General features: G+C 60.4%; 16 protein-coding genes. 5 read left to right on the plus strand and 11 right to left on the minus strand.

The window, feature by feature from the left end:
* Nucleotides 1-35: 35 nt before the first annotated feature.
* Nucleotides 36-1,058: a protease SohB gene (gene sohB, locus ACWIKB_RS24290; RefSeq protein ID WP_475269901.1), complete on the minus strand. Its 1,023-nt coding sequence runs from the start codon at nucleotides 1,056-1,058 to the stop codon at nucleotides 36-38.
* A 207-nt stretch (nucleotides 1,059-1,265) separates the two neighbouring features.
* On the opposite strand from sohB, the gene ACWIKB_RS24295 reads away from it, so the two are divergent.
* Together ACWIKB_RS24295 and ACWIKB_RS24300 are read left to right on the plus strand one after the other, a co-directional pair.
* Nucleotides 1,266-1,976 carry a histidine phosphatase family protein gene (locus tag ACWIKB_RS24295; protein WP_475269903.1) on the plus strand — a complete coding sequence of 237 codons (711 nt, stop codon included), beginning with the start codon at nucleotides 1,266-1,268 and terminating at the stop codon, nucleotides 1,974-1,976.
* 91 nt (nucleotides 1,977-2,067) lie between these two features.
* Nucleotides 2,068-2,382, plus strand: coding sequence for an SCP2 sterol-binding domain-containing protein (locus tag ACWIKB_RS24300; RefSeq protein ID WP_019690779.1), 315 nt, complete (start codon nucleotides 2,068-2,070; stop codon nucleotides 2,380-2,382).
* A gap of 192 nt (nucleotides 2,383-2,574) precedes the next feature.
* Here the strand turns inward: ACWIKB_RS24300 and ACWIKB_RS24305 are convergent, their stop codons facing one another.
* Nucleotides 2,575-3,171, minus strand: coding sequence for a hypothetical protein (locus ACWIKB_RS24305; protein WP_475269906.1), 597 nt, complete (start codon nucleotides 3,169-3,171; stop codon nucleotides 2,575-2,577).
* Nucleotides 3,172-3,446: 275 nt separating this feature from the next.
* On the opposite strand from ACWIKB_RS24305, the gene ACWIKB_RS24310 reads away from it, so the two are divergent.
* Nucleotides 3,447-5,294: an amidohydrolase gene (locus ACWIKB_RS24310; RefSeq protein ID WP_475269908.1), complete on the plus strand. Its 1,848-nt coding sequence runs from the start codon at nucleotides 3,447-3,449 to the stop codon at nucleotides 5,292-5,294.
* A 99-nt stretch (nucleotides 5,295-5,393) separates the two neighbouring features.
* Here the strand turns inward: ACWIKB_RS24310 and ACWIKB_RS24315 are convergent, their stop codons facing one another.
* The 8 genes from ACWIKB_RS24315 to ACWIKB_RS24350 form a co-directional block, all read right to left on the minus strand.
* On the minus strand, nucleotides 5,394-6,977 hold the full coding sequence (locus ACWIKB_RS24315) for an ABC transporter ATP-binding protein (RefSeq protein WP_475269909.1): 1,584 nt from the start codon (nucleotides 6,975-6,977) through the stop codon (nucleotides 5,394-5,396).
* Nucleotide 6,978: 1 nt separating this feature from the next.
* Nucleotides 6,979-8,001, minus strand: coding sequence for an ABC transporter permease (locus ACWIKB_RS24320; RefSeq protein WP_475269911.1), 1,023 nt, complete (start codon nucleotides 7,999-8,001; stop codon nucleotides 6,979-6,981).
* Nucleotides 8,001-9,065, minus strand: coding sequence for a microcin C ABC transporter permease YejB (locus tag ACWIKB_RS24325; RefSeq protein ID WP_475269913.1), 1,065 nt, complete (start codon nucleotides 9,063-9,065; stop codon nucleotides 8,001-8,003). Before ACWIKB_RS24325 ends, ACWIKB_RS24320 begins: the two co-directional genes overlap by 1 nt.
* Entirely contained in the window at nucleotides 9,052-10,902 is a 1,851-nt protein-coding gene (locus ACWIKB_RS24330) for an extracellular solute-binding protein (protein ID WP_475269915.1), read from the minus strand. Before ACWIKB_RS24330 ends, ACWIKB_RS24325 begins: the two co-directional genes overlap by 14 nt.
* Before the next feature lie 275 nt (nucleotides 10,903-11,177).
* Entirely contained in the window at nucleotides 11,178-14,066 is a 2,889-nt protein-coding gene (locus tag ACWIKB_RS24335) for a TonB-dependent receptor (protein WP_475269917.1), read from the minus strand.
* 226 nt (nucleotides 14,067-14,292) lie between these two features.
* Nucleotides 14,293-17,202, minus strand: coding sequence for a TonB-dependent receptor domain-containing protein (locus ACWIKB_RS24340; RefSeq protein WP_475269919.1), 2,910 nt, complete (start codon nucleotides 17,200-17,202; stop codon nucleotides 14,293-14,295).
* A gap of 226 nt (nucleotides 17,203-17,428) precedes the next feature.
* The gene (locus ACWIKB_RS24345) at nucleotides 17,429-18,382 is read right to left on the minus strand and encodes a FecR domain-containing protein (protein ID WP_475269921.1); all 954 of its coding nucleotides are present in this window, start codon (nucleotides 18,380-18,382) and stop codon (nucleotides 17,429-17,431) included.
* On the minus strand, nucleotides 18,379-18,891 hold the full coding sequence (locus tag ACWIKB_RS24350; protein WP_475269923.1) for a sigma-70 family RNA polymerase sigma factor: 513 nt from the start codon (nucleotides 18,889-18,891) through the stop codon (nucleotides 18,379-18,381). The genes ACWIKB_RS24345 and ACWIKB_RS24350 overlap by 4 nt, the downstream gene beginning before the upstream one ends.
* A 282-nt stretch (nucleotides 18,892-19,173) precedes the next feature.
* Between ACWIKB_RS24350 and ACWIKB_RS24355 the strand changes: the two genes are divergently transcribed.
* Nucleotides 19,174-20,886, plus strand: coding sequence for a hydrogenase maturation protein (locus ACWIKB_RS24355; RefSeq protein ID WP_475269925.1), 1,713 nt, complete (start codon nucleotides 19,174-19,176; stop codon nucleotides 20,884-20,886).
* 115 nt (nucleotides 20,887-21,001) lie between these two features.
* Here ACWIKB_RS24355 and ACWIKB_RS24360 read toward each other — a convergent pair whose 3' ends face one another.
* Entirely contained in the window at nucleotides 21,002-23,632 is a 2,631-nt protein-coding gene (locus ACWIKB_RS24360; protein WP_475269927.1) for an MGH1-like glycoside hydrolase domain-containing protein, read from the minus strand.
* A gap of 301 nt (nucleotides 23,633-23,933) precedes the next feature.
* Here ACWIKB_RS24360 and ACWIKB_RS24365 point away from each other — a divergent pair, with 301 nt between their 5' ends.
* Complete coding sequence (locus tag ACWIKB_RS24365) at nucleotides 23,934-24,797, plus strand: LysR family transcriptional regulator (RefSeq protein ID WP_475269929.1); 864 nt, start codon at nucleotides 23,934-23,936, stop codon at nucleotides 24,795-24,797.
* Nucleotides 24,798-24,813: the final 16 nt, after the last annotated feature.

Below are 24,813 nucleotides of genomic sequence, written 5' to 3' on the forward strand. Positions count from 1 at the left end.
GCCCGGCCACCGAAGTGGCCGGGCTCATATGCCGATTACCAGAAGCGTTGTTGGGTCAAACGACTCCACCAACTCAGCAACACCCGGTCGATAGAACCGCTGGCTGCCAAACCGACGCGTTCCTGAAGGCTTTTGCGTTCGGCGTAGTGCAAGTGGTACAGCTCGGCGCCCTTGGCGCGTTCGGAGAGGTATTCGTCGCTGGTCTTCAGTTCGTCCACCAGTTGCTTGTCCAGCGCCGCCACACCGAGCCAGACTTCACCGGTGGCCACTTCATTGATGGCCAGTTGCGGGCGATAGCGGGAAACGAAGTTCTTGAACAGCGCGTGGGTGATGTCCAGGTCTTCCTGGAACTTCTCCCGGCCCTTCTCAGTGTTTTCGCCAAACACGGTGAGGGTGCGCTTGTACTCGCCGGCGGTCAGCACTTCAAAGTCGATGTCGTGCTTTTTCAGCAGGCGGTTGACGTTCGGCAGCTGCGCGACCACGCCGATGGAACCGAGGATGGCGAACGGGGCACTGATAATTTTCTCGCCGATGCAGGCCATCATGTAGCCGCCGCTGGCGGCGACCTTGTCGATGCATACGGTCAGCGGCACGCCGGCGTCACGGATCCGCGCCAGTTGTGACGACGCCAGGCCATAGCTGTGGACCATACCGCCGCCGCTTTCCAGGCGCAGGACAACCTCGTCCTTGGGCGTTGCGAGGGTCAGCAGCGCGGTGATCTCGTGACGCAGGCTTTCAGTGGCGGACGCCTTGATGTCGCCATCGAAATCCAGCACGAATACCCGCGCCTTGGCCTCGGGTTTCTTCTTTTGTTTTTTTTCGGTTTTAGTCTGGGACTTGCGCAGGGCCTTGAGCTGATCCTTGTCGAGCAGGGATTGCTCCAGGCGTTCGCGCAGCCCTTTGTAGAAATCATTGAGTTTGCTGACCTGCAACTGACCGGCCGACTTGCGTCGACCTTTGCTGCGCAATGCCGCGAAACTGGCCAGGACCACCAGAATGGCGATCACCAGTGTCACGGTCTTGGCCAGGAAACTGGCGTACTCGGCAAAAAACTCCACACAGGACTCCTTTAATACTGATGCGCCGCTGAAACACTCGCGCGGGATGGCTCCAGCATACCCATGCCCCGCCTTTGGGGCCAGCCATGAAACCTCTGGCAACAGGCCTGCAACGGGCATTTCAAACAAGCGTATGTTTTTTCATTGACAGCTCACGGTCATCCTCATAACCTCGCCAAACCTTCAACGTACCGGGATGACGCGGACGTGGGCAGCATCTACTTGATTCGACATGGCCAGGCCTCCTTTGGTGCAGACGACTATGACGTCCTGTCGCCGACCGGTATCCGCCAGGCAGAAATCCTCGGCCAGCACCTTGCCGGGCTGGGTGTCAGCTTTGATCGCTGCCTGTCGGGGGACCTTCGCCGCCAGCAACATACGGCCAACAGCGCGCTGGAGCAGTACGCCGCCACGGGTCTGCCAGTGCCGGCCCTGGAAATCGATTCCGCCTTCAACGAATTCGACGCCGACGCGGTGATTCGCGCCCTGCTCCCAGCCATGCTGGAAGACGAACCCGAAGCCCTGGACATCCTGCGCAACGCCGCGCAAAACCGCGCTGAATTCCAGCGCATCTTCGCCCTGATCATCGAGCGCTGGCTGGCCGGCACCTACGACACGCCGGGGCTGGAAAGCTGGCTGGGCTTTGTCGAACGCGTACAGGCCGGTTTGCATCGCATCCTTGAGCAAGCCGACAACACCCAGAAAATCGCCGTGTTCACCTCCGGCGGCACCATCACTGCCCTGCTCCACCTCATTACCCAAATGCCTGCGCGGCAGGCGTTTGAGCTCAACTGGCAAATCGTCAACACCTCGCTCAACCAACTGAAGTTTCGTGGTCGCGAGGTGGCTCTGGCTTCCTTCAACAGTCATGCGCACCTGCAACTGCTGAAGGCCCCGGAACTCATCACGTTTCGCTGAGTCCGGATTATTGTGACCCTGGCTGTAATCACCCAGCTGTAATTACCAGCCGTAATTCCCCAGCTCTTATTAACCAAGAAAGGATCGAACCATGACCTCCGTAGCTGATGCCGTACAAGCAATGAAAGCCAAGTTCAACCCAGCCGCTGCTGCCGGTCTGGACCTGGTATTCGGTTTCCGCATCGACGACACCAAGAACTTCTCGCTGATCGTCAAAGACAGCACCTGCGAGCTCAAAGAAGGCGAAAACCCGGACGCCCAGGTCACTCTGGTGATGGACGGCGAAACCCTGGAAGGCATCGTCGACGGTTCGACCGACGGCATGCAAGCGTTCATGGGCGGCAAACTGCGCGCTGAAGGCGACATGATGCTGGCGATGAAACTGTCCGAGCTGTTCCCTTCGTAAGATGACGGCTCCCTGTTTCGGGGAGCCTCTCTGGCTGCACACGAATCCCGTCTATATGGCGGGATTCGTCGTTTCTGTGTAGGAGTTGCCGAAGGCTGCGATCTTTTGATCTTGATCCTTTCGGAGCCGATGAAGATCACAAGCAAGGTCAAAAGATCGCAGCCTTCGGCAGCTCCTACAGAGGCACCGTTCTCAGCGAGTCCCTGCGTCGTCCATTTCTTCGAAGATTTTGGTGTGCTCTTCTTCCAGCGCATCGACGCTGTTGACCTCGGTCACATCATCGTCATAACGCAGTTCACCTTCATCGCCTTCGAGCCTGAGGCTGATGACAAACCTGCGATAGCTCACTTGCAGATACAGGTTATAAAGATCCGCCGGCTTATCCGGGGCCAGGAAAACGCTGGATTCGTAACGCACGCGCCGGGTCAGCACCGGCCACGTATCCCAGATGAGTTGAGTATTCACTTCGGGCTGAACATCTTTCAGCGCCTCAAGGGCTTCCTGGACCAGGAATACGTTGTCCTTGGCCTTGAAAACAAACGGCTTGCTGCGCGTCATGATGTACGGATTGATCTGGCCGTCAAGTTCCTGCGGCACGTACATGCCACTTCGAAACCATTTCGTGGCATCGAACCTCGGCCCAACGGGACCTGCTTCGCGAGACGTCATCATCACCGTGTCGGGAACAGGGAGGGTGCTGCTCTGCCCGGCATACAGATAAGTCCCGACCAGCCCGACGGCGATCAACACGGCGATCAAGATACCTTTCGGGTGATTGAGTTTAATCATCGTCTACATCCTTGTTTGGGCGGGCGGGAAATCTAACCGATCTGCCCTTGAGTTAAAACAGGCCGCCCGTGGATTTGCGGTCTATATTCCTTCTGGCCGCATGCGTCAGACATCGGCTGTTCAACCCCTGTTTTTTTATGAAGAACTGAGCGGAGAACGTTGCCATGAACCCACCTGACGACCGCGACGGATTCAATCGCCGCCACGTACTGCAAGGCCTTTCAGCAGGCGCCGTCGGTGCTTGGGTCAGCCCACTTTTCGCAGGGAGTAAAACCATGCCCGATGTCCCGGCCGATCTGATTTTGTACAACGGACGCTTGCACACCGTTGACCGCAAGAAACCCCAGGCCAGCGCGGTGGCGATCAAGGACGGACGCTTCGTGGTGGTCGGCAGCGACGCCCAGGCCATGGCCCTGCAAGGCCCTGGCACGCAGATCATCGACCTGCACGGGCGCACGGTAATCCCCGGTCTCAACGACTCGCACCTGCACCTGATTCGCGGCGGCCTCAATTACAACCTCGAACTGCGCTGGGAAGGTGTTCCATCGCTGGTCGACGCCTTGCGGATGCTAAAGGACCAGGCCGACCGCACACCGACGCCGCAATGGGTGCGAGTGGTCGGTGGCTGGAACGAATTCCAGTTCGCCGAAAAACGCCTGCCCACGATTGAAGAATTGAACAAAGCCGCGCCAGATACGCCGGTGTTTGTCCTGCACCTCTACGACCGCGCCCTGCTCAACCGCGCCGCACTGAAAGTGGTCGGCTACACCCGCGACACGCCGAACCCACCGGGTGGCGAGATTGTTCGCGACGCGAATGGCGACCCGACCGGCATGTTGATCGCGCGGCCTAACGCGATGATCCTCTACTCGACCCTGGCTAAAGGACCGAAGCTGCCGCTGGAGTATCAGGTCAACTCGACTCGCCAGTTCATGCGTGAACTCAATCGCCTGGGCCTGACCAGCGCAATCGATGCCGGTGGCGGTTATCAGAATTACCCGGACGACTATCAAGTCATTCAGCAACTGGCCAAAGACCAGCAGCTCACGGTGCGCATCGCCTACAACCTGTTCACCCAGAAACCCAAGGAAGAGCTAACCGATTTCAAGAACTGGACCAGCACTTCACAGTACGGTCAGGGCGACGACTTCCTGCGGCATAACGGTGCCGGGGAAATGCTGGTGTTCTCGGCGGCGGACTTCGAAGACTTCCTCGAACCACGCCCCGACCTGCCGCAAACCATGGAGCAGGAGCTGGAACCGGTGGTGCGCCACCTCGTCGAGCAGCGCTGGCCGTTCCGCTTGCACGCCACCTACAACGAATCCATCAGCCGCATGCTCGACGTGTTCGAGAAGGTCAACCGCGACATCCCGTTCAATGGCTTGCCGTGGTTTTTCGACCATGCCGAAACCATCACCCCGCAGAACATCGAACGGGTCAAAGCCCTGGGCGGCGGCATTGCGATTCAGGACCGGATGGCGTTCCAGGGTGAGTACTTCGTCGACCGCTACGGCGCCAAAGCCGCCGAGCACACACCGCCCATCGCGCGCATGCTCGCCGAAGGCATCCCGGTCGGGGCTGGCACCGATGCCACGCGGGTGTCGAGTTACAACCCCTGGACCTCAATGTACTGGCTGGTCAGCGGCCGCACCGTTGGTGGTCTGGAGCTGTACCCGCAAGGCTTGAGCCGCGACACCGCGCTGGAACTGTTCACCCATGGCAGCGCCTGGTTCTCCTCCGAGCAAGGCAAGAAGGGCCAGATCAAGGTCGGGCAACTGGCGGACTTGATTGCGCTGTCGGCGGACTACTTCCACATCGAGGACGAAGCGATCAAGTGGATCGAGTCGGTGCTGACCATTGTTGATGGCAAGATCGTCTACGGCAGCGTCGAGTTTGAAAAACTCTCACCACCGCCGATCCCGGTCGTGCCCGAGTGGTCGCCGGTGACCAAGGTGCCGGGACACTGGCAACCGTTGGCGCCGCTGACGGCGCAGGTTCACCAGTGCGTCGGGGCGTGTGCGGTGCATGCCCACAGTCACCAACGAGCGCGGCTGTCGTCGGCACCGGTCAGTGATTTCCAAGGCTTCTGGGGCGCGTTTGGCTGCTCCTGTTTCGCGTTCTGATCACCGACCAACTGTAGGAGCGAAGCTTGCTCGCGAAGGCGGCATGTCAGTCAACTTTAATGTTGAATGTTAAGCCGCCTTCGCGAGCAAGCTTCGCTCCTACAAGGGGCTTTGCGTGAACGAAGCCGCCAACAACTCCCGCGTATACGGATGCCGCGCCGCGCTAAACAGCTCATCCGTGGTCCCGCGCTCCAGCACCTCGCCATCCTTCATCACGATCAAGTCATGGGCCAGCGCCCGCACCACTGCCAGGTCGTGACTAATAAATAAGTACGTCAGGCCATGTTCCTCCTGAAGCCTTCGCAACAACCCGACAATCTGCTTCTGCACGGTGCGATCCAGCGCCGAGGTCGGTTCATCAAGCAAGATCAGATCAGGCTTGAGCACCAGCGCCCGGGCAATCGCGATACGTTGTCGCTGACCACCGGAAAACTCGTGGGGATAACGATGGCGAGTGGCTGGATCAAGACCGACTTCGCGCAGTACATCAATGACCGCCTTCTCGCGCTGCCCGACATTCAAGTCGCTGTGCACCTGCAAGCCTTCGGCGATGATCTGTTCCACGCTCAGGCGCGGGCTCAGACTGCCGAACGGGTCCTGAAACACCACCTGCAAGCGCTTGCGCAAAGGGCGTAGCGCTTTGCCGTTGAGTGATTGCAACGCCTGGCCTTGGAAGCGAATGCTACCCTCGGCATCGATCAACCGCAGGATCGCCTGGCCCAGCGTCGACTTGCCCGAACCCGACTCGCCGACAATGCCCAACGTCTTGCCCCGCTGCAGGCTCAAATCAATGCCGTTCACAGCCTTAAGGTAAGACTTGGGACGCAGCAAGCCAGCGCCCAAGGGAAACCAGACCTTCAAGTCATTCACCGCAAGCAACGTCTCAGCATCGGCGCGACACAACGCAACCCCACCCGGTTCGGCATTCAGCAATTCAACGCTGTAAGGATGCTGCGGTGCGCTGAACAATTGCTCGCAAGACGCTTGCTCGACAATCACCCCACCCCGCATCACCGCCACCCGCTGGGCGATGCTGCGCACCAGGTTGAGATCGTGGCTGATGATCAGTAGCGCCATGCCCAACCGCTGTTGCAGGTCCTTGAGCAGCAGCAGAATCTTGCGCTGCACCGTGACGTCCAACGCGGTGGTCGGCTCGTCGGCGATCAGCAGTTCCGGTTCACAGGCCAGGGCCATGGCGATCATCACCCGCTGCCGTTGACCGCCGGACAGTTGATGCGGATAGGCCTTCAGGCGATTCGAAGCCTGTTGAATGCCCACCAGTTCCAGCAACTCAAGAATGCGCTGACGCGCGGAAGCACCAGCCAGGCCTTTGTGCAACGCCAGGGTTTCACCCAGTTGCCGTTCGATGGAGTGCAGTGGATTGAGCGAGCTCATGGGTTCCTGAAAAATCATCGCGATGCGGTTACCGCGCAGTTGCCGCAGACGCTTTGATGAAGCCCCCAACAACTCTTCACCCGCATAACGAATGCTGCCGTCGATGCGGGTGGTCGATGGCTCGAGCAGTTGCAGGATGCTGTGCGCCGTCACCGATTTACCCGAGCCGGACTCGCCCACCAACGCCAGGCATTCACCGGCGCGGATATCCAGATCAATCCCGTGCACCACTTCGCTGCCATTGAACGCCACCCGCAGGTTGCGCAGTTCCATCAGGTTATCGGTCATTTCAAGTCCTTGGGTCAAAAGCATCACGGCAGGCTTCACCGATAAACACCAGCAACGACAGAATCAGCGCCAGGGCAAAAAACGCCGTCAGGCCCAGCCAGGGGGCTTGCAGATTGTTTTTGCCCTGGCCGATCAGCTCGCCAAGCGATGCGCTGCCGGCGGGCATGCCGAAGCCGAGAAAATCCAGTGCCGACAAGGTTGCAATGGCACCGGTCAGAATGAACGGCAGATAGGTCAGGGTCGCGCTCATGGCGTTAGGCAGGATGTGCCGCCACATCACCTGGGCATCGCCGACACCCAGAGCCCGCGCGGCTTTCACGTATTCCAGTCCTCGACTGCGCAAGAACTCGGCGCGCACTACATCCACCAGGCTCAGCCAGGAAAACAGCGCCATGATCCCCAGCAACCACCAGAAATTCGGCTCGACGAAACCCGACAAAATGATCAGCAGATACAACACCGGCAGCCCCGACCAGACTTCCAGCAGCCGTTGCCCGAGCAAATCGATCCAGCCACCGTAATAACCCTGCAACGCCCCAGCCGCGATGCCGATCAGCGCGCTGGCGGCGGTCAGGGCCAAGGCAAATAACAGCGAGATTCGCGTACCGAAAATTACCCGCGCCAGTACGTCTCGCGCCTGATCATCGGTGCCCAGCCAGTTCTCAAGTGACGGCGGACTCGGTGCTGGTTCAGTCAGGTCGTAATTGACCGTGTCAAAGCCGAACGGGATCGGCGCGAATAACAGCCAGCCGCCCTGCCCCTCAATCAATTCCCGTGTTTGCACACTGCGATAGTCCGGCTGGAACGGCAGTTCGCCGCCAAAATCCTGCTCGGTGTAGCGCTTGAACACCGGGAAGTACCACTCGCCCTGATACGAAACCAGCAGCGGTTTATCGTTGGCCACCAGTTCACCGCCGAGGCTCAGGCCGAACAGCGCCAGAAACAGCCACAACGACCACCAGCCGCGCCGATGCGCCTTGAACCGCGCCCAGCGCCGTAAACCGATAGGAGATAACGTCAGCATCAGGCAGCCCTCGCGGTGAAATCGATGCGCGGGTCAACCAGGGTGTAGCAAAGGTCACCCAACAGTTTTATCAGCAGGCCAAACAGGGTGAAGATGAACAGCGAACCGAACACCACCGGGTAATCCCGGGCGACAGCGGCCTCGTAACTCATCCGGCCGAGGCCATCCAGAGAGAAGATCACTTCGATCAGCAACGAGCCGCCGAAGAACACCGTCACCAATGCCTGGGGCAAACCGGCGACTACCAACAGCATGGCGTTACGAAAAACATGGCCGTACAGCACCTGATTTTCACTCAAGCCTTTGGCTCGGGCAGTCACCACGTACAGCCGCGAGATCTCGTTGAGGAAGCTGTTTTTGGTCAGGATTGTCAGTGTCGCAAACCCGCCAATCACCAGCGCGCTGACTGGCAGCACCAAGTGCCAGAAGTAGTCCGCGACCTTGCCCCAGGCCGACAGCTCGGCGAAGTTTTCCGAGACCAGCCCGCGCACCGGAAACCAGTCCAGCACGGTGCCGCCGCCGAACACCACGATCAGCAACAACGCGAACAGAAACCCCGGCATCGCGTAACCGATGATGATCGCCGCACTGCTCCAGACGTCGAACGCCGAGCCGTGGTGCACCGCTTTGCGAATCCCCAATGGAATCGATACCAGATAAGTGATCAGCGTCGCCCACAAGCCAAGCGACAAGGTCACCGGGAGTTTTTGCAGGATCAGATCAATCACCGAGGCGCCACGGAAAAAACTCGAGCCGAAGTCCAGTCGCGCATAGCTTTTGAGCATCAGCCACAAGCGTTCGCCAGCCGGTTTGTCGAAGCCGTATTGGCGCTCGATATCGGCCACCAGTTTCGGGTCCAGGCCACGGGTGGCGCGGGATTCGCCGCCGACGGTCTCGACATGTCCGCCGCCCACCGCGCCGCCCACACCAATGCCCTGCAAGCGCGCGATGGCTTGCTCCACCGGCCCGCCCGGCGCGGCCTGTACGATGACGAAATTGACCAGCAAAATGCACAACAAGGTCGGCACGATCAGCAGCAAACGCCGCAGGCTATAACCCCACATGGGAATACTCCCGAGTGAGTTGTAGCATCTGGGTTTGGGTCAGCGCCGAAGGGCTGATTTCCCACCACGTTTCCAGCCCGGCGTCGTACAGCGGCGCAATCGCCGGGCGACCGAAACGGTTCCACCACACGGTGGAAATGCCCGGTGGGTAATAGTTGGGAATCCAGTAGTAACCCCACTGCAACACCCGATCCAGCGCTCGCGCGTGGCGCAGCATGCTCGCGCGGCTGTCGGCCTGGACCAGCCCGGTGAGCAAGCCATCCACCGCCGGATCGCGCAGGACCATGTAGTTGTTGGAGCCTAAGTCATCGGCGCCATCAGCCCCGAAATAGTTGAACAGCTCCCGCCCCGGTGCCTGGCTCACCGGGTAGCCAGCGACGATCATGTCGTAGTCGCGGCTGCGCACCCGGTTGGTGTATTGCGCGGTGTCGACCTGGCGGATATCGAAGCCGATGCCGATCTGCGTGAGGTTGCGTTTGAACGGCAGCAGCAGCCGTTCGAAACCTTTCTGGCCGTTGAGAAAGGTAAAGTGCAGCGGTTCGCCGTTGGCGTTCACCAGTTGATCGCCATCGGGCTTCCACCCCGCTTCTTCCAGCAATTTCAGCGCCTGCAATTGCTGGCCACGAATGATCCCGCTGCCGTCGGTGTGCGGTGCCTGGAACACTTCACTGAACACTTCATCCGGGATCTTGCCGCGCCACGGTTCGAGGATTTTCAGCTCTTCGGCGTCCGGCAGTTCCGTGGCTGAGAGTTCGCTGTGGGAGAAGAAGCTGCGCTGACGCAGGTACATGCTGCGCATCATCTGCCGATTGCTCCATTCGAAGTCCCACAGCAGCGCAATCGCCTGACGCACGCGACGGTCCTGGAACAGCGGTTTTTGCAGGTTGAACACAAAACCCTGAGCGCCTTGGGCTGCGCCGGGGGCCAGGTGCTCGCGGATCAGGCGTCCTTGATCCAGCGCACTGCCGGCGTAACCGATGGTGAAACTGGTGGCGGAGAATTCGCGGTTGTAATCGAAGCCGCCGGCCTTGAGCACTTGCCGCGAGACGTCGGTGTCGGCGAAGAATTCGACCCGCAGGGCGTCGAAGTTGTAGAGGCCACGGGTGATTGGCAGGTCGTTTCCCCACCAATTTTTGACCCGCTCGAAATTGATGCTGCGCCCGGCGTCCACGGCGCTGACCCGATATGGCCCACTGCCCAGCGGCCCTTCAAAGCCGCCGCCGTCGGCGAAGTTTCGGGTTTGCCACCAGTGTTCCGGTAGCACCGGCAGTGTCGCCAGGTCCAGCGGCAAGGTGCGGCTCTCGTTGTTTTTGAACACGAACCGCACCTGGGTCGGCGACTCAACGATGACCTCAGCGACATCGGCAAATTGCTGGCGATATTTGAGGCTGCCCTGAGTGGTGAACAGGTTGAAGGTGTAGCGCACGTCTTCGGCGGTGATCGGGCTGCCATCGTCGAAACGTGCAGCCGGGTTCAGGTAGAACCGCAGCCAGGTTCGGTCGGGGGCCAGTTCCATTTGCTGCGCGACCAGGCCGTAGACGCTGTAAGGCTCATCCTTGGAGCGATAGGCCAACGGAGCGTAGAGCCAGGTGTCGATCTCGGCGACGCCGGTGCCTTTATCGACGTACGGAATCAGGTGATCGAACGGCCCACTTTCCAGCGAAGAACGGCGCAAGCTGCCGCCCTTGGGGGCGTTCGGGTTCACATAGTCGAGATGTTGGAAGCCAGGAGCGTATTTCGGGGCTTCGCCGTAGACCGTGAGGGCGGATTGCGGCGCAGCGAAAACGGCGGGGCTCAGTACGAGGCAGAGGCCCAACAAGCAGAATCGGGATGGCATCGGGGCAGGCCTTTTATCTCTGGCCGGGAGGGTGGGTGTCGCTGGCGGCCTCTTCGCGGGCAAGCCTCGCTCCTACAGGGGAATGCACTTCCTTATAGAAGTGAGGCTTGTCCGCGAAGAGGCCATCCCAATCGCCACACATCCCGAACCGTGACAGTCAAATCAGGACACCCACCCTTCCCGCCTACCTGTTATGTGCAACAGGCCAGCGGTTTTTATAGGGTGACGTTTAGAACGTTGGGTTACTAAAACCCGTCCCGACTGGTTGGTTTAAATCAAAAGTTGTAACTGACCCGCGTGTACAACGTCCGCCCGAAAGGGTCGCCGTATTTAGGGTCGTAACCACTCTGGAAGGTGTAGGTCTGGTTGCTGAACGGCGGCTCACGGTCGAACAGGTTCTTCACCCCGAGGGTCACGCCCAGGGTCTTGCGCCAGGTGTAGGTGCCTGCCACATCCCAGACGTTGTACGAGCCGACGTAGTCGTGGGTCTCGCGGTCGGAGTCGTGGTAGCCGCTGGTGTAGCGGTTGGTCAGGCTTGCGCCGAACGGGCCACGGTTCCAGGTGCCGGTCAAGCTGTGACGCCAACGGGCAACGGCGCCAGCCGAGGAAAAGTCGCCGCCACGAAAGTCGCCGAGCTTGTCGATGTAGTCGCCCTTGAGTTGCTGCTGATACTCGTAACGGCTGACGTAGGTGCCTTGCAGACCGATGCCGAAATCGCCAATCGAGGTGCTCGGCAAACGGTAGTCGAAGCTCACGTCGACCCCGTTAGTCTTGATCTTGCCTAGGTTCGCCAGGCCGGTGACGATGTGATCGATGGAGCCGTCAGGCTTGCGAATCAGACGTTCCGGATACAACTCAGGGTTTTCGAACACCGCCGATTCGGGAAATTCGGCGATCTGGTTGGCAATGTTGATCCACCAGAAATCCAGCCCGGTGGTCAGGCGATCGAAGGGTTGATAGACGAAGCCCACCGTCACGTTACGCGCGGTTTCCGGGCTCAAGTCGGTGTTGCCGCCGGAGGTGCGATTGAACTGCTGCGCGCAGTCGCGGTTGGCGATCCCGCCGTTGCTTGGGTTGCCACCGGCACACAGGCGCGGGTCGTTGTAGTTGGCGTTGGTGAACGAGGTGAAATTCGGGTTGTACAGCTCATACAACGATGGCGCACGGAAGCCTTCGCTGTAGGCGCCACGAACCACCAGTTCCTTGAACGGCTGGAAGCGGAACGAGTATTTCGGGTTGGTGGTGCTGCCGAAATCGCTGTATTTGTCATGACGAACGGCAGCGGACAACTCCAGGCTGTCGAGCACCGGCACGTTGACCTCGGCGTACTCGGCCGAGACGCTGCGATCCCCGGTCACACTGCCGTTGGGGTCGACGCCGAGGCTCTGGATATCGCCGGCAAACTGGGCGAAGTCCTGATGGAAATCTTCCTTGCGGTACTCGCCGCCCAGTGCCAGGCCTGTTGGACCGGAACCGAACCAGTCGCCGATCTCGCGGCTGATGCGCCCGTCAATCGCCTTCACCCGTCCGACGGCTGTGCCGTAATCGCCGTCTACGGTGTTGGCCGCCAATAAGGCATTGCCCGCTGCGGTTTGCGGGCCGAACGGGTTGATCACGCCGGTGGCAATGCCCTGACTGACGGCGCGGTCGTTCACGTAACCGTCGAGGATCGTATTGACCACTTTGTTCTGGTTGTACGACGCACCGACGTTGTAATCCCAGCCCACCAGATTGCCGTCGAAGCTCAACAGCAAGCGCTGGCTGGTGTTGTCGTCTTCATGCTTGCGCGCGCCGACAGCGGTTTCGCGCCAGTTCACATCCACCGGTTGCGTCGGGTCCAAAGCGAAACCGCTGGAGCCAGGGGTGACGCCGTTGCCCGGATAGAATGTAGTGCCCGGATTGACCTGATTGCCCATCAACGTGCCGGGGCCGATCTGCGTGCGGTTTTCGTTGCGCGCCCAGAAGTATTCGAGGCTGACGTTATGGTCGTCCGAGAGTTTGCCGGTGGCTTTGGCGAAGGCCGAAGTCTTCTCGGTTTCCGGCACCAGGTCGAGGTAATTCCACAGGCTCTGGCGGCAGATGCCATTGCGCGACAACAACCCCGGCGCGTTGCAGCCGCCACCTGCGAGCGGGTTGGTCGCATTGCTGCCTTGGCTCCAGTTGGCCGGCGACGCGGTGCCGGAGGTGTAATCCAGCCCGCGACCGGGCTGGTAGTTGTAGGTGTAACTGCGGTCCTCGGCGGCCAGGCGTTTCTGTTTGTCGTAGCTGACCACACCGAACACGTTGAAGCGGTCGTCTTGCAGATCACCGAAACCCCAGCTGCCGCTGAAGTTGTGGCTGTCACCTCCGCCCGCGTGGGTCGGGGTGTCGTAACCGGTGGTGAGCTGGCCGTTGGTCAGGCTTTTCTTGGTAATGAAGTTGATCACTCCACCGATGGCGTCGGTGCCGTACAGCGCTGAAGCGCCGTCGCGCAGCACTTCGACCCGGTCGATGGCGGCGAACGGGATGGTGTTCAGGTCCACACCGGAACCGTTGATTGCGTTGGTGGCGTTGTTGCTCAGGCGTCGACCGTTAAGCAACACCAACGTTTTGTTCGGGCCGATACCGCGCAAGTCCGCATACGAGGCGCCGCCGCTGCTGGAACCCACCGAGCGTCCCGAGCCAACCGAGGATTGGTTGGCGGAAATGCGACTGACCAGTTCTTCAGTACTGGTCACGCCCTGCTCGCGCAACTGCTCGACCCGCAGGATGGTGATCGGCACGGCGGTTTCGGCATCGACCCGGCGGATTGCGCTGCCAGTGACTTCGACGCGCTGGAGTTGGGTGGTGGGTTCGGCGAAGGTTTTGACGGGGGCAGCGCTTGTTGGCGTCGCAGCGCTGATCACGCCGTCGTCATCTTTCAGACCACTGCCCTGCAAGGCCAGGGTCAACGCCTGGGCCTGGGTCAGTTGGCCATGGATCGCCGGGGCATTGATGCCATTTACCAGGGACTGATCAAAGGAGATCGGCGTACCCGTCTGACGAGAAATCCCGAGCAAGGTCTGGTCCAGCGGACCGGCCGGCAGGTTGAAATCGACACTGCTCGCGGCGAAGGCCGGCAGCGTGTTCAAGGCAAGCAGCAAGGCCAGGGTCAGTGGGGATTTAAGCGGTGAAAACTGGATCATGGACAGCCATCCCTGCGTTTTGGTTTATGCAGGGTTGTGCAATGACGGAAGGGATTTTATAGAGGGTTGGTTAGACCAATGAGTGATGACCTTATGCCGACTTTCACGCGATCAGCGCAAAGACACAAAACCTGTGGGAGCGAGCTTGCTCGCGAATGCGGTGTGCCAGGCGACAGCGATGTCGAATGACAGGCCCCTTCGCGAGCAGGCTCGCTCCTACAAGTGATCAACTGCCAAAGTGATAACTCACATCCAGCCACCATTGCCGTCCATAAGGGTCGTAGTTGCCTGTCGGGTAATACGGCCAGCCCGCCGAGTCGTCGTGTTTGATCTGGTTCAGCACGTTGTTTACCGTCAACCCGACACTCGCCCGGTCGTTGAGCTTGTAGCGCGCGCTGGCATTGAACACCGTCCACGGTGACAACCTCCCATCCCCGGCACCATTGGTGACGCTGCCGTAGCGGATGCCCATCAACGTCGCCGTCGCCTTTTGATATTCCCAGGTCAGGCTGGCGTTGACCTTGCTGCGCCAGTCGAAATTCGTGCGGGAGGTGCGCCAGTCCTGGGTCGGCGCGTCGGCGGATTCCTTGTAGAAGTGCGACAGCACCAGGGTGTAGCCCAGCGCCGAACTGAAAGCCCCGTACTGCCCCGCGCCCCAGCGAATGTTGCTCTTGAAATCCAGTCCGCTGACCCGCTCGCTGGCGGCGTTGATCGCGTTTACCTGCACTTTGTTCAACTGATTCGGATCAATCGCCGCGTTTGCCGGGTTGCGGTCAATCCGCGCCAATGTCGCCTGGCAACCGGCGGAGTTGATGTCCTGGGTGCCATTGCGACAGGCGTTTTCGTCTTGCAGCAGGCGATTTTCATCGACGGTGGTCAGCAGGTCATCGATCTCGACCCGCCAGAAATCGGTGGAGAAATCGAAGTTGTGCGACGGCGACCAGACGAAGCCATAGGTCCAGGATTTGCCCCGCTCAGACTTGAGGTCCGTCGAGCCGCTTTGGGTGTAGTCGACCCGACCGCGATCACACGCGCCCTCCACGCCCTGGCTGCAACCGTAGTAGTCAATCTGCGCCGGGTAGTAACCGTTGCTGTCGGACTGATAGATGTAGTTGAGGTCCGGCGCACGGAAACTGGTGCCGTAGCTGCCGCGCACCAACAGGCTGTTGAGCGGACGCCATTCCAGGCCCAGGTTGTAGGTTTTCTGCTGCTCGGTGCGGCCGCTGAATTTGTATTGGTCCCAACGTCCGGCGGCAGTGGCCAGCAGACTGTCGGTGAGCGGAATACTGAACTCGCCACCCGCCGCATAACGCTTGCGAGAGCCGCCGGAACTCTGGGACGGCGAGACACCGTAGAAGGTCCCGTCGTTCAAACCGTCATCGGTATCGACGTGATATTCCTGCTTGCCCGCCTCCAGCACGCCCGCAAAACCCACCGGGCCTGCAGGCAAGTCGAACAACTCGCCATTGATCGAGGCGTTGTAGCTCTGGGATACCGACTTGCTGCTTTGGGTCAGGTTGCTGCGAAACTGCTCCCACTCTTGTGGCGTCAGCGGCCGGTCGAGGCGCGAGGCATTCGGGGCGAACAACGGGTAACCGCCCTGCTCGCCCAGTTGCGGCCCGAGGTAGAAATCGCGGATGGTCGACAGCGGCGTATAGCGGGTGGTGCGCACGCTGCGGTATTCGGAGCGGTTGGCCGCCAATTCATAGCTCCAGTTTGTGTCGGCAATCTTGTCCGACAGCCCCAGCGTTCCGGTCCACGACGTATCGCGCCATTTGCTGTTATTGGTGGTGCGCCCACCGATTTCTTCTTCACCGAATCGCCGGTACCAACGTTCGAGATTGCCGCTGTTCTGGTTGATGAAATCCGGCGAGGTGAAGGTCGGTCCTCGGGTGTTGTTCTGGATGTGATCGAGACCGTACATCAGGTCGGCGAACACCTGGCCGCTGTCGTTGAAATGCCAGGTGCCACGGGTGTAGCCGTCGTAGTTTTCCTTTTGCGTCTGGATCGTCCAGTAATCGTTGTAGACCTGATCAGTGCGGCAGCGGCCACCGTTGTTCGTGAGTTTATTGTCGAACACGCCTTGGTAGGCGCCGCACCCAGGTCCCAGGTATTTACCACTGTTCAAATCGCGCCGATAACCCACGTCCGCCAACGGGCTGCTCTGCATAAAGCCGCGATCCTCGGACCAGATCGGGTCGCGATTGGTCAGCTCCAGGCCGAACAAACCGTCGAAGTCCCCCCAACTGCCGCCGCCACTGAGTTGCAGTCGCTGATTGTCGCCACCGCCGCGCTCAGTGGTGCCGCCCTTGAGGTTGACGTCGATGCCGTTCATTTGCTTCTTGAGGATAATGTTGACCACCCCGGCAATCGCGTCGGAACCGTAGATCGCCGAAGCGCCGCTGCTGAGAATCTCGATGCGCTCGATGATCGCCGACGGGATGTTCGCCAGGTTGGTGAAGTTGACCTTGCCGTCATACGGCGTTGGGTAATCGGCGACGCGTCGGCCGTTGATCAGTACCAGTGTGTGATTGGGCCCGAGCCCGCGCAGGTTGAGCGCACTGGCCGCCGGCTGCCAGGTGTTGCCGTAGTCTTCGCCCTGGGTCATACCGGTGTTTTGCGTCTGGGTGGCCAAGGCGTCGTAGACGTTTTTATAGCCTCCGGCTTCCATTTCTTCGTGGGTGATCACGTTCACCGGCGTGGCGCCATCGGTCTGTGCGCGGGCTATGCGCGAACCGGTAACGGTCACTTTTTCCATGCGGTAATCGGCGTTGCTGGCCGGCGCCGCCGCCGTGACTTTCGCCGCAGCAGCGGCTTGGTGCACGGTCAAGCCTTGCTCGCTGTGATCGACTTCCAGACCACTGCCCTGCAAGGCCTTTTCCACGGCTTGCTGGCTGCCGAGCGCACCGCGAATCGCCGCGCTGCGCTTGCCTTGCACCAGGTTCTGACTGAAGGAAATCGGCACACCGGTCTGCCGTGAGATGTCCAGCAGCACTTCGTCCAGCGGGCCGGTGGCGATGTCGAAAGTGAACACCGGGCTGGCGGGTTGCTGCGCCAAGGTCAGCGACGGGCAGATGCCGACTGCCAGCGCGGCGGCCAGGGTCAGGCGCGGTAGTTGTTGTTTGAGTGAAAACATCGAAGAGCTTCCCTGTTGAAGACGTATGCAGGGAATGAGCAGCGGCACACGGTTTTTTATAGGCCGGCAGATAGGCCAAGAAGTTATGGGTCTATAACCAGGATCAAAAGACCGGGCCCGTAAGAGCTGTCGAGAGAAACGAGGCTGCGAGCTTTGATCTTCTGCGAATTAAAATTCGCTGCAAATCAAGATCAAAAGATCGCAGCCTCGTTTCACTTGGCAGCTCCTACAGGTGTTCGATGCTGACCCAATAAGCGCTGTGGTACGTCACCCGAATCGGCAACGAATGCTCCAGCAACTGCAAGGTGCGGTCGCTGTCGTCCAGCGGATAAATCCCGCTCAAGCGCAACCCCGCGACATCCGGACTGACGCGCACAATCCCTCGGCGGTAACCGCGCAAACTGTCGATCACTTCGCTCAACGGCCGGTCGCGAACTTCCAGTCGCCCAGATGTCCAGGCCAGTTCATGGCCATTCGTGCGCTCCAGAGCCAGAATATTTTGCTCATCGAAACGCAGGCTCTCACCGGCCTCGACCACTTGCCGCGCGCCACTGCGCGTCACCACTTCGACCTGCGAGTGCAACATCACCAACCGCGTCGAATCATCCCCACGCTGCACCAGAAACCTGGTGCCCAAGGCACGCAGGCGACCGTGTTCGGTCTCCACCACAAACGGCCGCGTCGGGTCCTTGGCCACGTCCACCAACAACTCGCCATCGCGCAATTGGAGCAAGCGCTGACTGGTATCAAACCGGCTGATCACCCGACTGCGGGCGTTAAGAGTCAGGGCACTGCCATCCTCAAGGGTAAAGTCCCGGCGCTCGCCGGTGCCGGTGTACAGCTCACCGGCCTGCGGCAGCAACCCATAACGGCGCCCCAACAACCCGGCAACCACCGCCAATCCCACCACACTCAAACTGCCGGTAACAAACCGCCGCCGACTCGAAGGCGCATTCAAGCTGTGCAACAAGCTCTGGCTAGGCACGCCGCGCAAGGCATTGCTGCGCAGCACGTTCAGCCCGCCGCTCATTTGCTCGATCACCAAGCGGTGCCGTGGATCGGCGCTACGCCAAGCCTCAAACGCCTCGTGCTCCTGCGCGCTGACATCCCCCGATTGCAGCAACGCCATCCACTGCGCGGCTTCATCGACCACCGCCTCATCCGGCCTGGGCAAGCTCATGCCTGGGCCATCGCTTGATAGCAGCGCTTGAACGCGTCCGCCATGTATTGCTGCACGCGACTGGTGGACACACCAAGGCGTTCGCCGATCTGGCTGTAGGTCAGGCCATCGAGTTGATGATAGAGAAACGCTGCTTTGGCCTTGGCCGACAAACCACTGAGCAAGCGATCCACCGCCAGCAGCGCCTCGATCACCAGCACTCGTTCCTCTGGTGACGGATGCACCAACGCTGGCGCGAGGGCCAGACTTTCGAGGTAGGCGCGCTCCAGATCCTGCCGACGCCAGCCTTCATACACCAGGCGCCTGGCGATGGTGGTGAGCAACGCCCGGGGCTCGCGAATCGCCAGTGGATCGGGCAACGCCAGCACTCGCAAGAAGGTTTCCGAGGCAATGTCCTGGGCGCTGTGATAGCACCCGAGCGTGCGGCTGACGGTGGTGCACAGCCACTGATAATCCTTTTGGAACATCTTCCCGATCAACGGGTAGTGAGGGTTCTGATTTCCACCCATGCCTTGCTCCCTCATGAAACGGGTCCGACCCGCTTCGAAAATCACTGGTTCTGCCGGGATCGTCCGGCTCTGGATTAGGGGTGCGACTGTGCAACAGGGCTTGATACATTTGAAGTAATAAAAAATCAGGATCTGCTAACCAGCAGGAATAAGCAGTAGTCACACAAGGTTGATCCCGGTCAGTGGTCGCCACTGCCGCACTCTCTACTATCGCGCTTCCATCGAAAGCCAGGGACGGCTCATAGGGAGCCGCGGCTGAACATTCTCAAGGAAGAGGCAATCATGCGTTCACTGAAGATCATTTTGCTGGCATCGGCCTTCAACGGCCTGACCCAACGGGCCTGGCTGGAATTGCGTCAGGCCGGTCATTCTCCCAGCGTGGTGCTGTTTACAGACGAAGATGCAGTGTGTGAACAGATCGAACATTCAGGCGCCGACCTGGTGATCTGCCCATTCCTCAAGGACCGGGTGCCGCAACAGTTATGGAGCAATGCCCGGCGCCCTGTGGTGATCATCCATCCGGGCATCGTCGGTGATCGTGGCGCCAGCGCGCTGGACTGGGCCATCACCCATGAACTGGAGCGCTGGGGCGTCACCGCTCTGCAAGCGGTTGAAGAAATGGACGCCGGGCCGGTCTGGGCCACCTGCGAATTCAACCTGCCACGGGGCCTGCGCAAATCCGAGCTGTATAACGGACGGGTCAGCGACGCGGCGATCCGTTGCATTCGCGACGTGGTGGAAAAATTCATCGACGGTTTCGTGCCGGTGCCGCTGGATTACAGCCAATCTCAGGTACTGGGCCGTTTGCAGCCGAACATGAAACAGGCAGACCGGTCTTTCAGCTGGCACGATTGCTCGCGCTTTATCAAACGCAGCATCGATGCAGCCGACGGTCAGCCCGGTGTGTTGGCCAGTCTGGCGGGCAGTCAGTACTACCTGTATGACGCCCATCTGGACTCACGCAGCGGTACGCCGGGGGAGATTCTGGCCATGCACGACGACGCGGTGTTGGTGGCGACCGGTGATCACAGCGTGTGGATCGGTTCGTTGCGGCGCAAACCGTTGCCCGGCGAAGAAACCTTCAAGCGCCCGGCCCGGCATGTGCTCCCACAACAGTTGAGCGAAGTGCCGACCCTGAACTGGTCAATAGCGTCCAACCCGTTCAATACCGAAGCCTATCAACCGATCAGTTATCGCGAATCCGGGCAGGTCGGTGAACTGACGTTCGAGTTCTACAACGGCGCCATGAGCACCGAGCAATGCCAGCGGTTGGTGGACGCTCTGCGCTGGGCCAAGGCCCGAGACACGAAGGTGTTGCTGATCAAGGGTGGACACGGCAGTTTTTCCAATGGCGTGCACCTGAATGTGATTCAGGCCGCAGAGGTGCCGGGGCTGGAAGCCTGGGCGAATATTCAGGCGATCGATGATGTGTGCGAGGAACTGCTCACCGCCCGGCAACTGGTGATCAGCGGCTTGACCGGCAGTGCCGGGGCCGGCGGCGTGATGCTGGCGTTGGCCGCCGACATCGTCTTCGCTCGCGCCGAAGTCGTCCTCAACCCGCACTACAAAACCATGGGCCTGTATGGCTCCGAATACTGGACCTACAGCTTGCCCCGTGCGGTGGGCCAGGCCATGGCGGAAAAACTCACTGAGGAATGCCTGCCAGTCAGCGCGACCCAGGCGTTGCAAATGGGCATGGTCCAGGAAATCGGCCCGCGTTGTCCGGATGAGTTTGGGCTGTGGTTGCTGCAGCGGGCCAATGGTGCGTTGAGTGATCCGGCGTATGCGGCGATTCGTCAGCGCAAGGGTCGCAGCGATACTCAGTTGATGCAGCATTGCCGGAATGCGGAGTTGGAAGAGATGCATCTGGACATGGTGCAAAACCGCAAGCAGTTTGCCGAGAAATGCCGCAATTTTGTGTTCAAGCGTAAGGCGTGTAGGACGCCGCAGCGATTGGTGGCGGCGTGGGCGCGTGAGGTTGAATTAGCCGGTTGATTTTTCGGCGCCTGTGAGGGCCTCTTCGCGATCAAGCCCGCTCCCACAGGGGACTTTTGAACGCCACAGATCCAATGTGGGAGCGGGCTTGCTCGCGAAGAACGATAACGCGGTCTCAAGGTTGTAAAAGCAACGCCACCAACGCCGTCCACCCGGTCTGATGGCTGGCCCCCAACCCGCGCCCGGTCTCGCCATGAAAGTACTCATGGAACAACACCAGATCGCGACTCGCCGGGTCAGCCTGTAACTGCGCATAGCCGGCCATCGACGGCCGATTGCCCTCTTCATCCCGCAAAAACAGCTTGGTCAGCCGCTGGCTCAAGCTGTCCGCGACCTCTTCCAGCGACGCCAGAAACCCCGAGCCCGTCGGGTATTCCACCGAGAAATTCTGATCGTAGTAACGGTGAAACTCGCGCAAGGATTCGATCAGCATGTAGTTGATCGGCATCCACACCGGCCCGCGCCAGTTGGAGTTGCCGCCATACAGCCGCGATTCGGACTCCGCCGGTTCGTAACGGGCGCACAGGCTGTCACCGTTGATGCGGATACCGAAGGGTTGTCCGGCGAAGGACTTGGACAAGGAGCGTATGCCAAACGGTGACAGAAACTCGCCCTCGTCGAGCATGCGCTTGAGCAAGTCCTTGGTGCGTTCGCCTCGCAACAGCGCCAGCAACATGCGATTGCCTTCACCGGGTTCGGTCCAGCGCGACACCAGGCTGGCCAAGTCCGGGCGATGGCGCATAAACCCGAGCAAGCGCTCGCGCAAACCGGGCAAGCCTTCGTGTTCGTGCTGCTCTAAAACCTGCACGGCAAACAGCGGCATCAGGCCGACAATCGAGCGCAAGCGCAACGGTTCGTTGACACCGTCGGGGCGGTGCAGTACGTCGTAGAAAAACTGATCCTGCTCATCCCACAAGCCTTCAGCGTCGGAGTCGATTTTATTGATCGCCCCGGCGATGTAGAGGAAGTGCTCGAAGAACTTCACCGCGATGTCGACGTACACGTTGTTGCGCTTGGCCAGCTCCAGGGCGATGCGCATCAGGTCCAGCGCATAGGCGGCGACCCACGCCGTGCCGTCGGCCTGATCGAGTTGATAACCGGGCGGCAAAATCGCCGAGCGGTCGAACAGAGCGATGTTGTCCAGCCCGAGAAAACCGCCCTGAAACAGATTGCGGCCCTCGGCGTCCTTACGGTTGACCCACCAGGAAAAATTCAGCAGCAGTTTGTGGAAAACCCGTTCGAGGAAGTCCATGTCCCCTGCCCCGGTCAGCGCTTTATCCTGCTGATACACCCGCCAGCAGGCCCAGGCATGCACCGGCGGGTTGGCATCGTCGAAGCGCCATTCGTAGGCCGGCAACTGGCCGTTGGGGTGCATGAAGCGGTCTTTGACCAGCAGCAATAATTGATGCTTGGCGAAGCCCGGATCGATCAGCGCGAATGCCACCGCTTGAAAGCCCAGGTCCCACGAGGCGTACCACGGGTATTCCCAGGTATCGGGCATGGAGACGATGTCGAAATTCGACAAGTGCCGCCAATGAGTGTTGCGGATGTGCGTACGCTCGGGCGGCGGCGCCGGTTGTGTCGGATCGCCGTCGAGCCACTGATTGACGTCGAAATAGTAGAGCTGTTTTGACCAGAGCAAACCGGCCAGGGCCTGGCGCTGCACATTGCGTGCATCGGCGTCTTTGATTCCGACTTGCAATGCCGCGTAGAAGCCATCGGCTTCGGCACGCCGATGTTCAAACAAGGTTCGGGCGTTGACCTGCGGCGAACCTGCCGGGGCAAAGCGCAGGAACACGCTGCGGCTTTGGCCGGGTTCGAAGGTCAGCACGAAATGCGCGGCGACCTTGGTTCCGTGGTCATGGCGCACCGCGTCGGCGACGCCATCGACGATAAAATCGTTGATCCCGTCCTTGAACGGCCCTTGCGCCGGCACACCGTCGAGCTTGGGAAAATTGCTTTGGTTTTCGCAGAACAGCCAGGCGCAATCGGCCTCACCCCACGCGGTGGCTTGTCGGTCGGGCAATTGCGGATGATGGGCCAGGAGCTGATTGCCGTCGAGAATCAGGCTCGGTTTTTCCCCGTCGGCGACCCAGCTCCAGGTGTTGCGCGCCCACAGCTGCGGCAACACTTGCAGGCGCGCGGGTTGATCGGAGCGATTGTGCACGGTGACGCGCATGAAGATATCGTCGGGGGTGTGTTTGGCGTATTCCACGGTCACGTCGAAATAGCGACCGTCATCGAACACACCGGTGTCGAGGATTTCGTACTCGGTCTCGGCCAGACCCCGACGGGCGTTTTCGGCCACCAGGTCGGCGTAAGGAAACTCGGCCTGCGGGTATTTGTAGAGCATGCGCATATAGGCATGGCTCGGCACGCCATCGACGAAGAAATACAGTTCCTTGACGTCTTCGCCGTGATTGCCTTCGCTGTTGTTCAGGCCGAACAGACGCTCCTTGAGAATCGGGTCGCGCTCGTTCCACAACCCCAGGCCCAGGCACCAATGCTGAGCCTTGTCGCTGAACCCGGCGAGGCCATCCTCACCCCAGCGATAGGCGCGGCTGCGCGCATGTTCGTGGGGGAAATAGCGCCAGGCATCGCCGTCGCGGCTGTAGTCCTCACGTACCGTGCCCCACTGCCGTTCGCTCAAGTAAGGCCCCCACTCGCGCCAGTCCTGGGCCTCGCTGCCGGCCAAGCGCTGGCCTTCAGGGGTGTCGAGGATATTCGCTGCGGGTTTTGCCGGCATGGGGTGGTCCGTTGAGGCGGGAGACGGTTGCAGTGTAGTGCGCATGGCTTGGGGGGAATGTGAAAACTCTGACACTTTGCACACCTCAGAAATTGCGGGCACCACAGAACCTGTGGCGAGGGGGCTTGCCCCCGTTGGGTCGCGAAGCGGCCCCAAAATCTTCAGCGCGCCCGCTATTTTGCGTCTGCTGCGCAGCCGAACGGGGGCAAGCCCCCTCGCCACAGGATCGAGTGCAGCCATCAAGGTAGGCGAACACCAAGGAGGCTCTTACAATGCGGGCACTTCACTCTTCGGCCACCCCATGGACATCGATCTCGCCCGCACCTTCCTGGAAATCGTCCGCCACGGCAGCCTCGCCGCCGCCGCGCAAAAACTCCATGTGACCCAGACCGCGATCACCGCCCGGGTGCAGAAACTCGAAAGCCAATTGGGCAGCACCTTGTTCGTGCGCAACCGCGCCGGCGCGCGCCTGACGCCGAACGGCGAGGCCTTTGTGGTCTACGCCAATCAATTGGTGCAGACCTGGGAAGCCGCCCGCCGCGACCTGCCGTTACCCGAAGGCTATCGCGACGTGTTGCACATCGGCGGAGAAGTCAGTCTGTGCAATCCGCTGATGCTCAGTTGGGCCGCCGAGCTGCGGGAGAAGATCCCCAGCCACGCCCTGCGCATGGAAATCCGTGACGGCGAAAACCTGCTGCGCCAACTGGAGCTGGGCGTATTGGACGCGGCGCTGGTCTACCAGCCGGAATACTGGCCGCGCCTGCAAGTGGAACAGGTGCTGGAAGAAAAACTGATCCTCGTGCGCCTGGCCGGCCAACCCGACCCATACGTTTACATCGACTGGGGCCCGGACTTCCGTCGCCAGCACGACGCCGCCCTGCCGGAAAAAGCCAAGGCCGCCCTGACTTTCAACCTCGGGCCGCTGGCCTTGCAGTACCTGCTGGAGCACGGCGGCAGTGGTTATTTCCGCACGCGGGTGGTCCAGAGCTACCTGGAAAGCGGCGTGCTGGAAGCCGTGGCCAAGGCCCCGGAATTCAGTTACCCGACCTACCTGGTTTACTCCCGTGACCGGGATTCAGCGACGCTGCAACAGGCGTTCGACCTGCTGCGCGAAGTGATCAAGACCGACGATGACTGGTCCCAACGCTGGAACCCGTTGGGCTGAGTGCATCGAGAGGCAG

It is taken from the genome of Pseudomonas sp. 5Vm1k (assembly GCF_056161485.1).

What these genes read in the sequence shown, in the direction of transcription:
- ACWIKB_RS24340 (WP_475269919.1), bottom strand. Translation starts at nt 17,202, where the DNA reads ATGTTTTCACTCAAACAACAACTACCGCGCCTGACCCTGGCCGCCGCG.
- ACWIKB_RS24305 (WP_475269906.1), bottom strand. Translation starts at nt 3,171, where the DNA reads ATGATTAAACTCAATCACCCGAAAGGTATCTTGATCGCCGTGTTGATC.
- ACWIKB_RS24300 (WP_019690779.1), top strand. Translation starts at nt 2,068, where the DNA reads ATGACCTCCGTAGCTGATGCCGTACAAGCAATGAAAGCCAAGTTCAAC.
- ACWIKB_RS24325 (WP_475269913.1), bottom strand. Translation starts at nt 9,065, where the DNA reads ATGTGGGGTTATAGCCTGCGGCGTTTGCTGCTGATCGTGCCGACCTTG.
- ACWIKB_RS24330 (WP_475269915.1), bottom strand. Translation starts at nt 10,902, where the DNA reads ATGCCATCCCGATTCTGCTTGTTGGGCCTCTGCCTCGTACTGAGCCCC.
- ACWIKB_RS24350 (WP_475269923.1), bottom strand. Translation starts at nt 18,891, where the DNA reads ATGGGTGGAAATCAGAACCCTCACTACCCGTTGATCGGGAAGATGTTC.
- ACWIKB_RS24310 (WP_475269908.1), top strand. Translation starts at nt 3,447, where the DNA reads ATGCCCGATGTCCCGGCCGATCTGATTTTGTACAACGGACGCTTGCAC.
- ACWIKB_RS24365 (WP_475269929.1), top strand. Translation starts at nt 23,934, where the DNA reads ATGGACATCGATCTCGCCCGCACCTTCCTGGAAATCGTCCGCCACGGC.
- ACWIKB_RS24360 (WP_475269927.1), bottom strand. Translation starts at nt 23,632, where the DNA reads ATGCCGGCAAAACCCGCAGCGAATATCCTCGACACCCCTGAAGGCCAG.
- ACWIKB_RS24345 (WP_475269921.1), bottom strand. Translation starts at nt 18,382, where the DNA reads ATGAGCTTGCCCAGGCCGGATGAGGCGGTGGTCGATGAAGCCGCGCAG.
- ACWIKB_RS24315 (WP_475269909.1), bottom strand. Translation starts at nt 6,977, where the DNA reads ATGACCGATAACCTGATGGAACTGCGCAACCTGCGGGTGGCGTTCAAT.
- ACWIKB_RS24335 (WP_475269917.1), bottom strand. Translation starts at nt 14,066, where the DNA reads ATGATCCAGTTTTCACCGCTTAAATCCCCACTGACCCTGGCCTTGCTG.
- ACWIKB_RS24320 (WP_475269911.1), bottom strand. Translation starts at nt 8,001, where the DNA reads ATGCTGACGTTATCTCCTATCGGTTTACGGCGCTGGGCGCGGTTCAAG.
- ACWIKB_RS24355 (WP_475269925.1), top strand. Translation starts at nt 19,174, where the DNA reads ATGCGTTCACTGAAGATCATTTTGCTGGCATCGGCCTTCAACGGCCTG.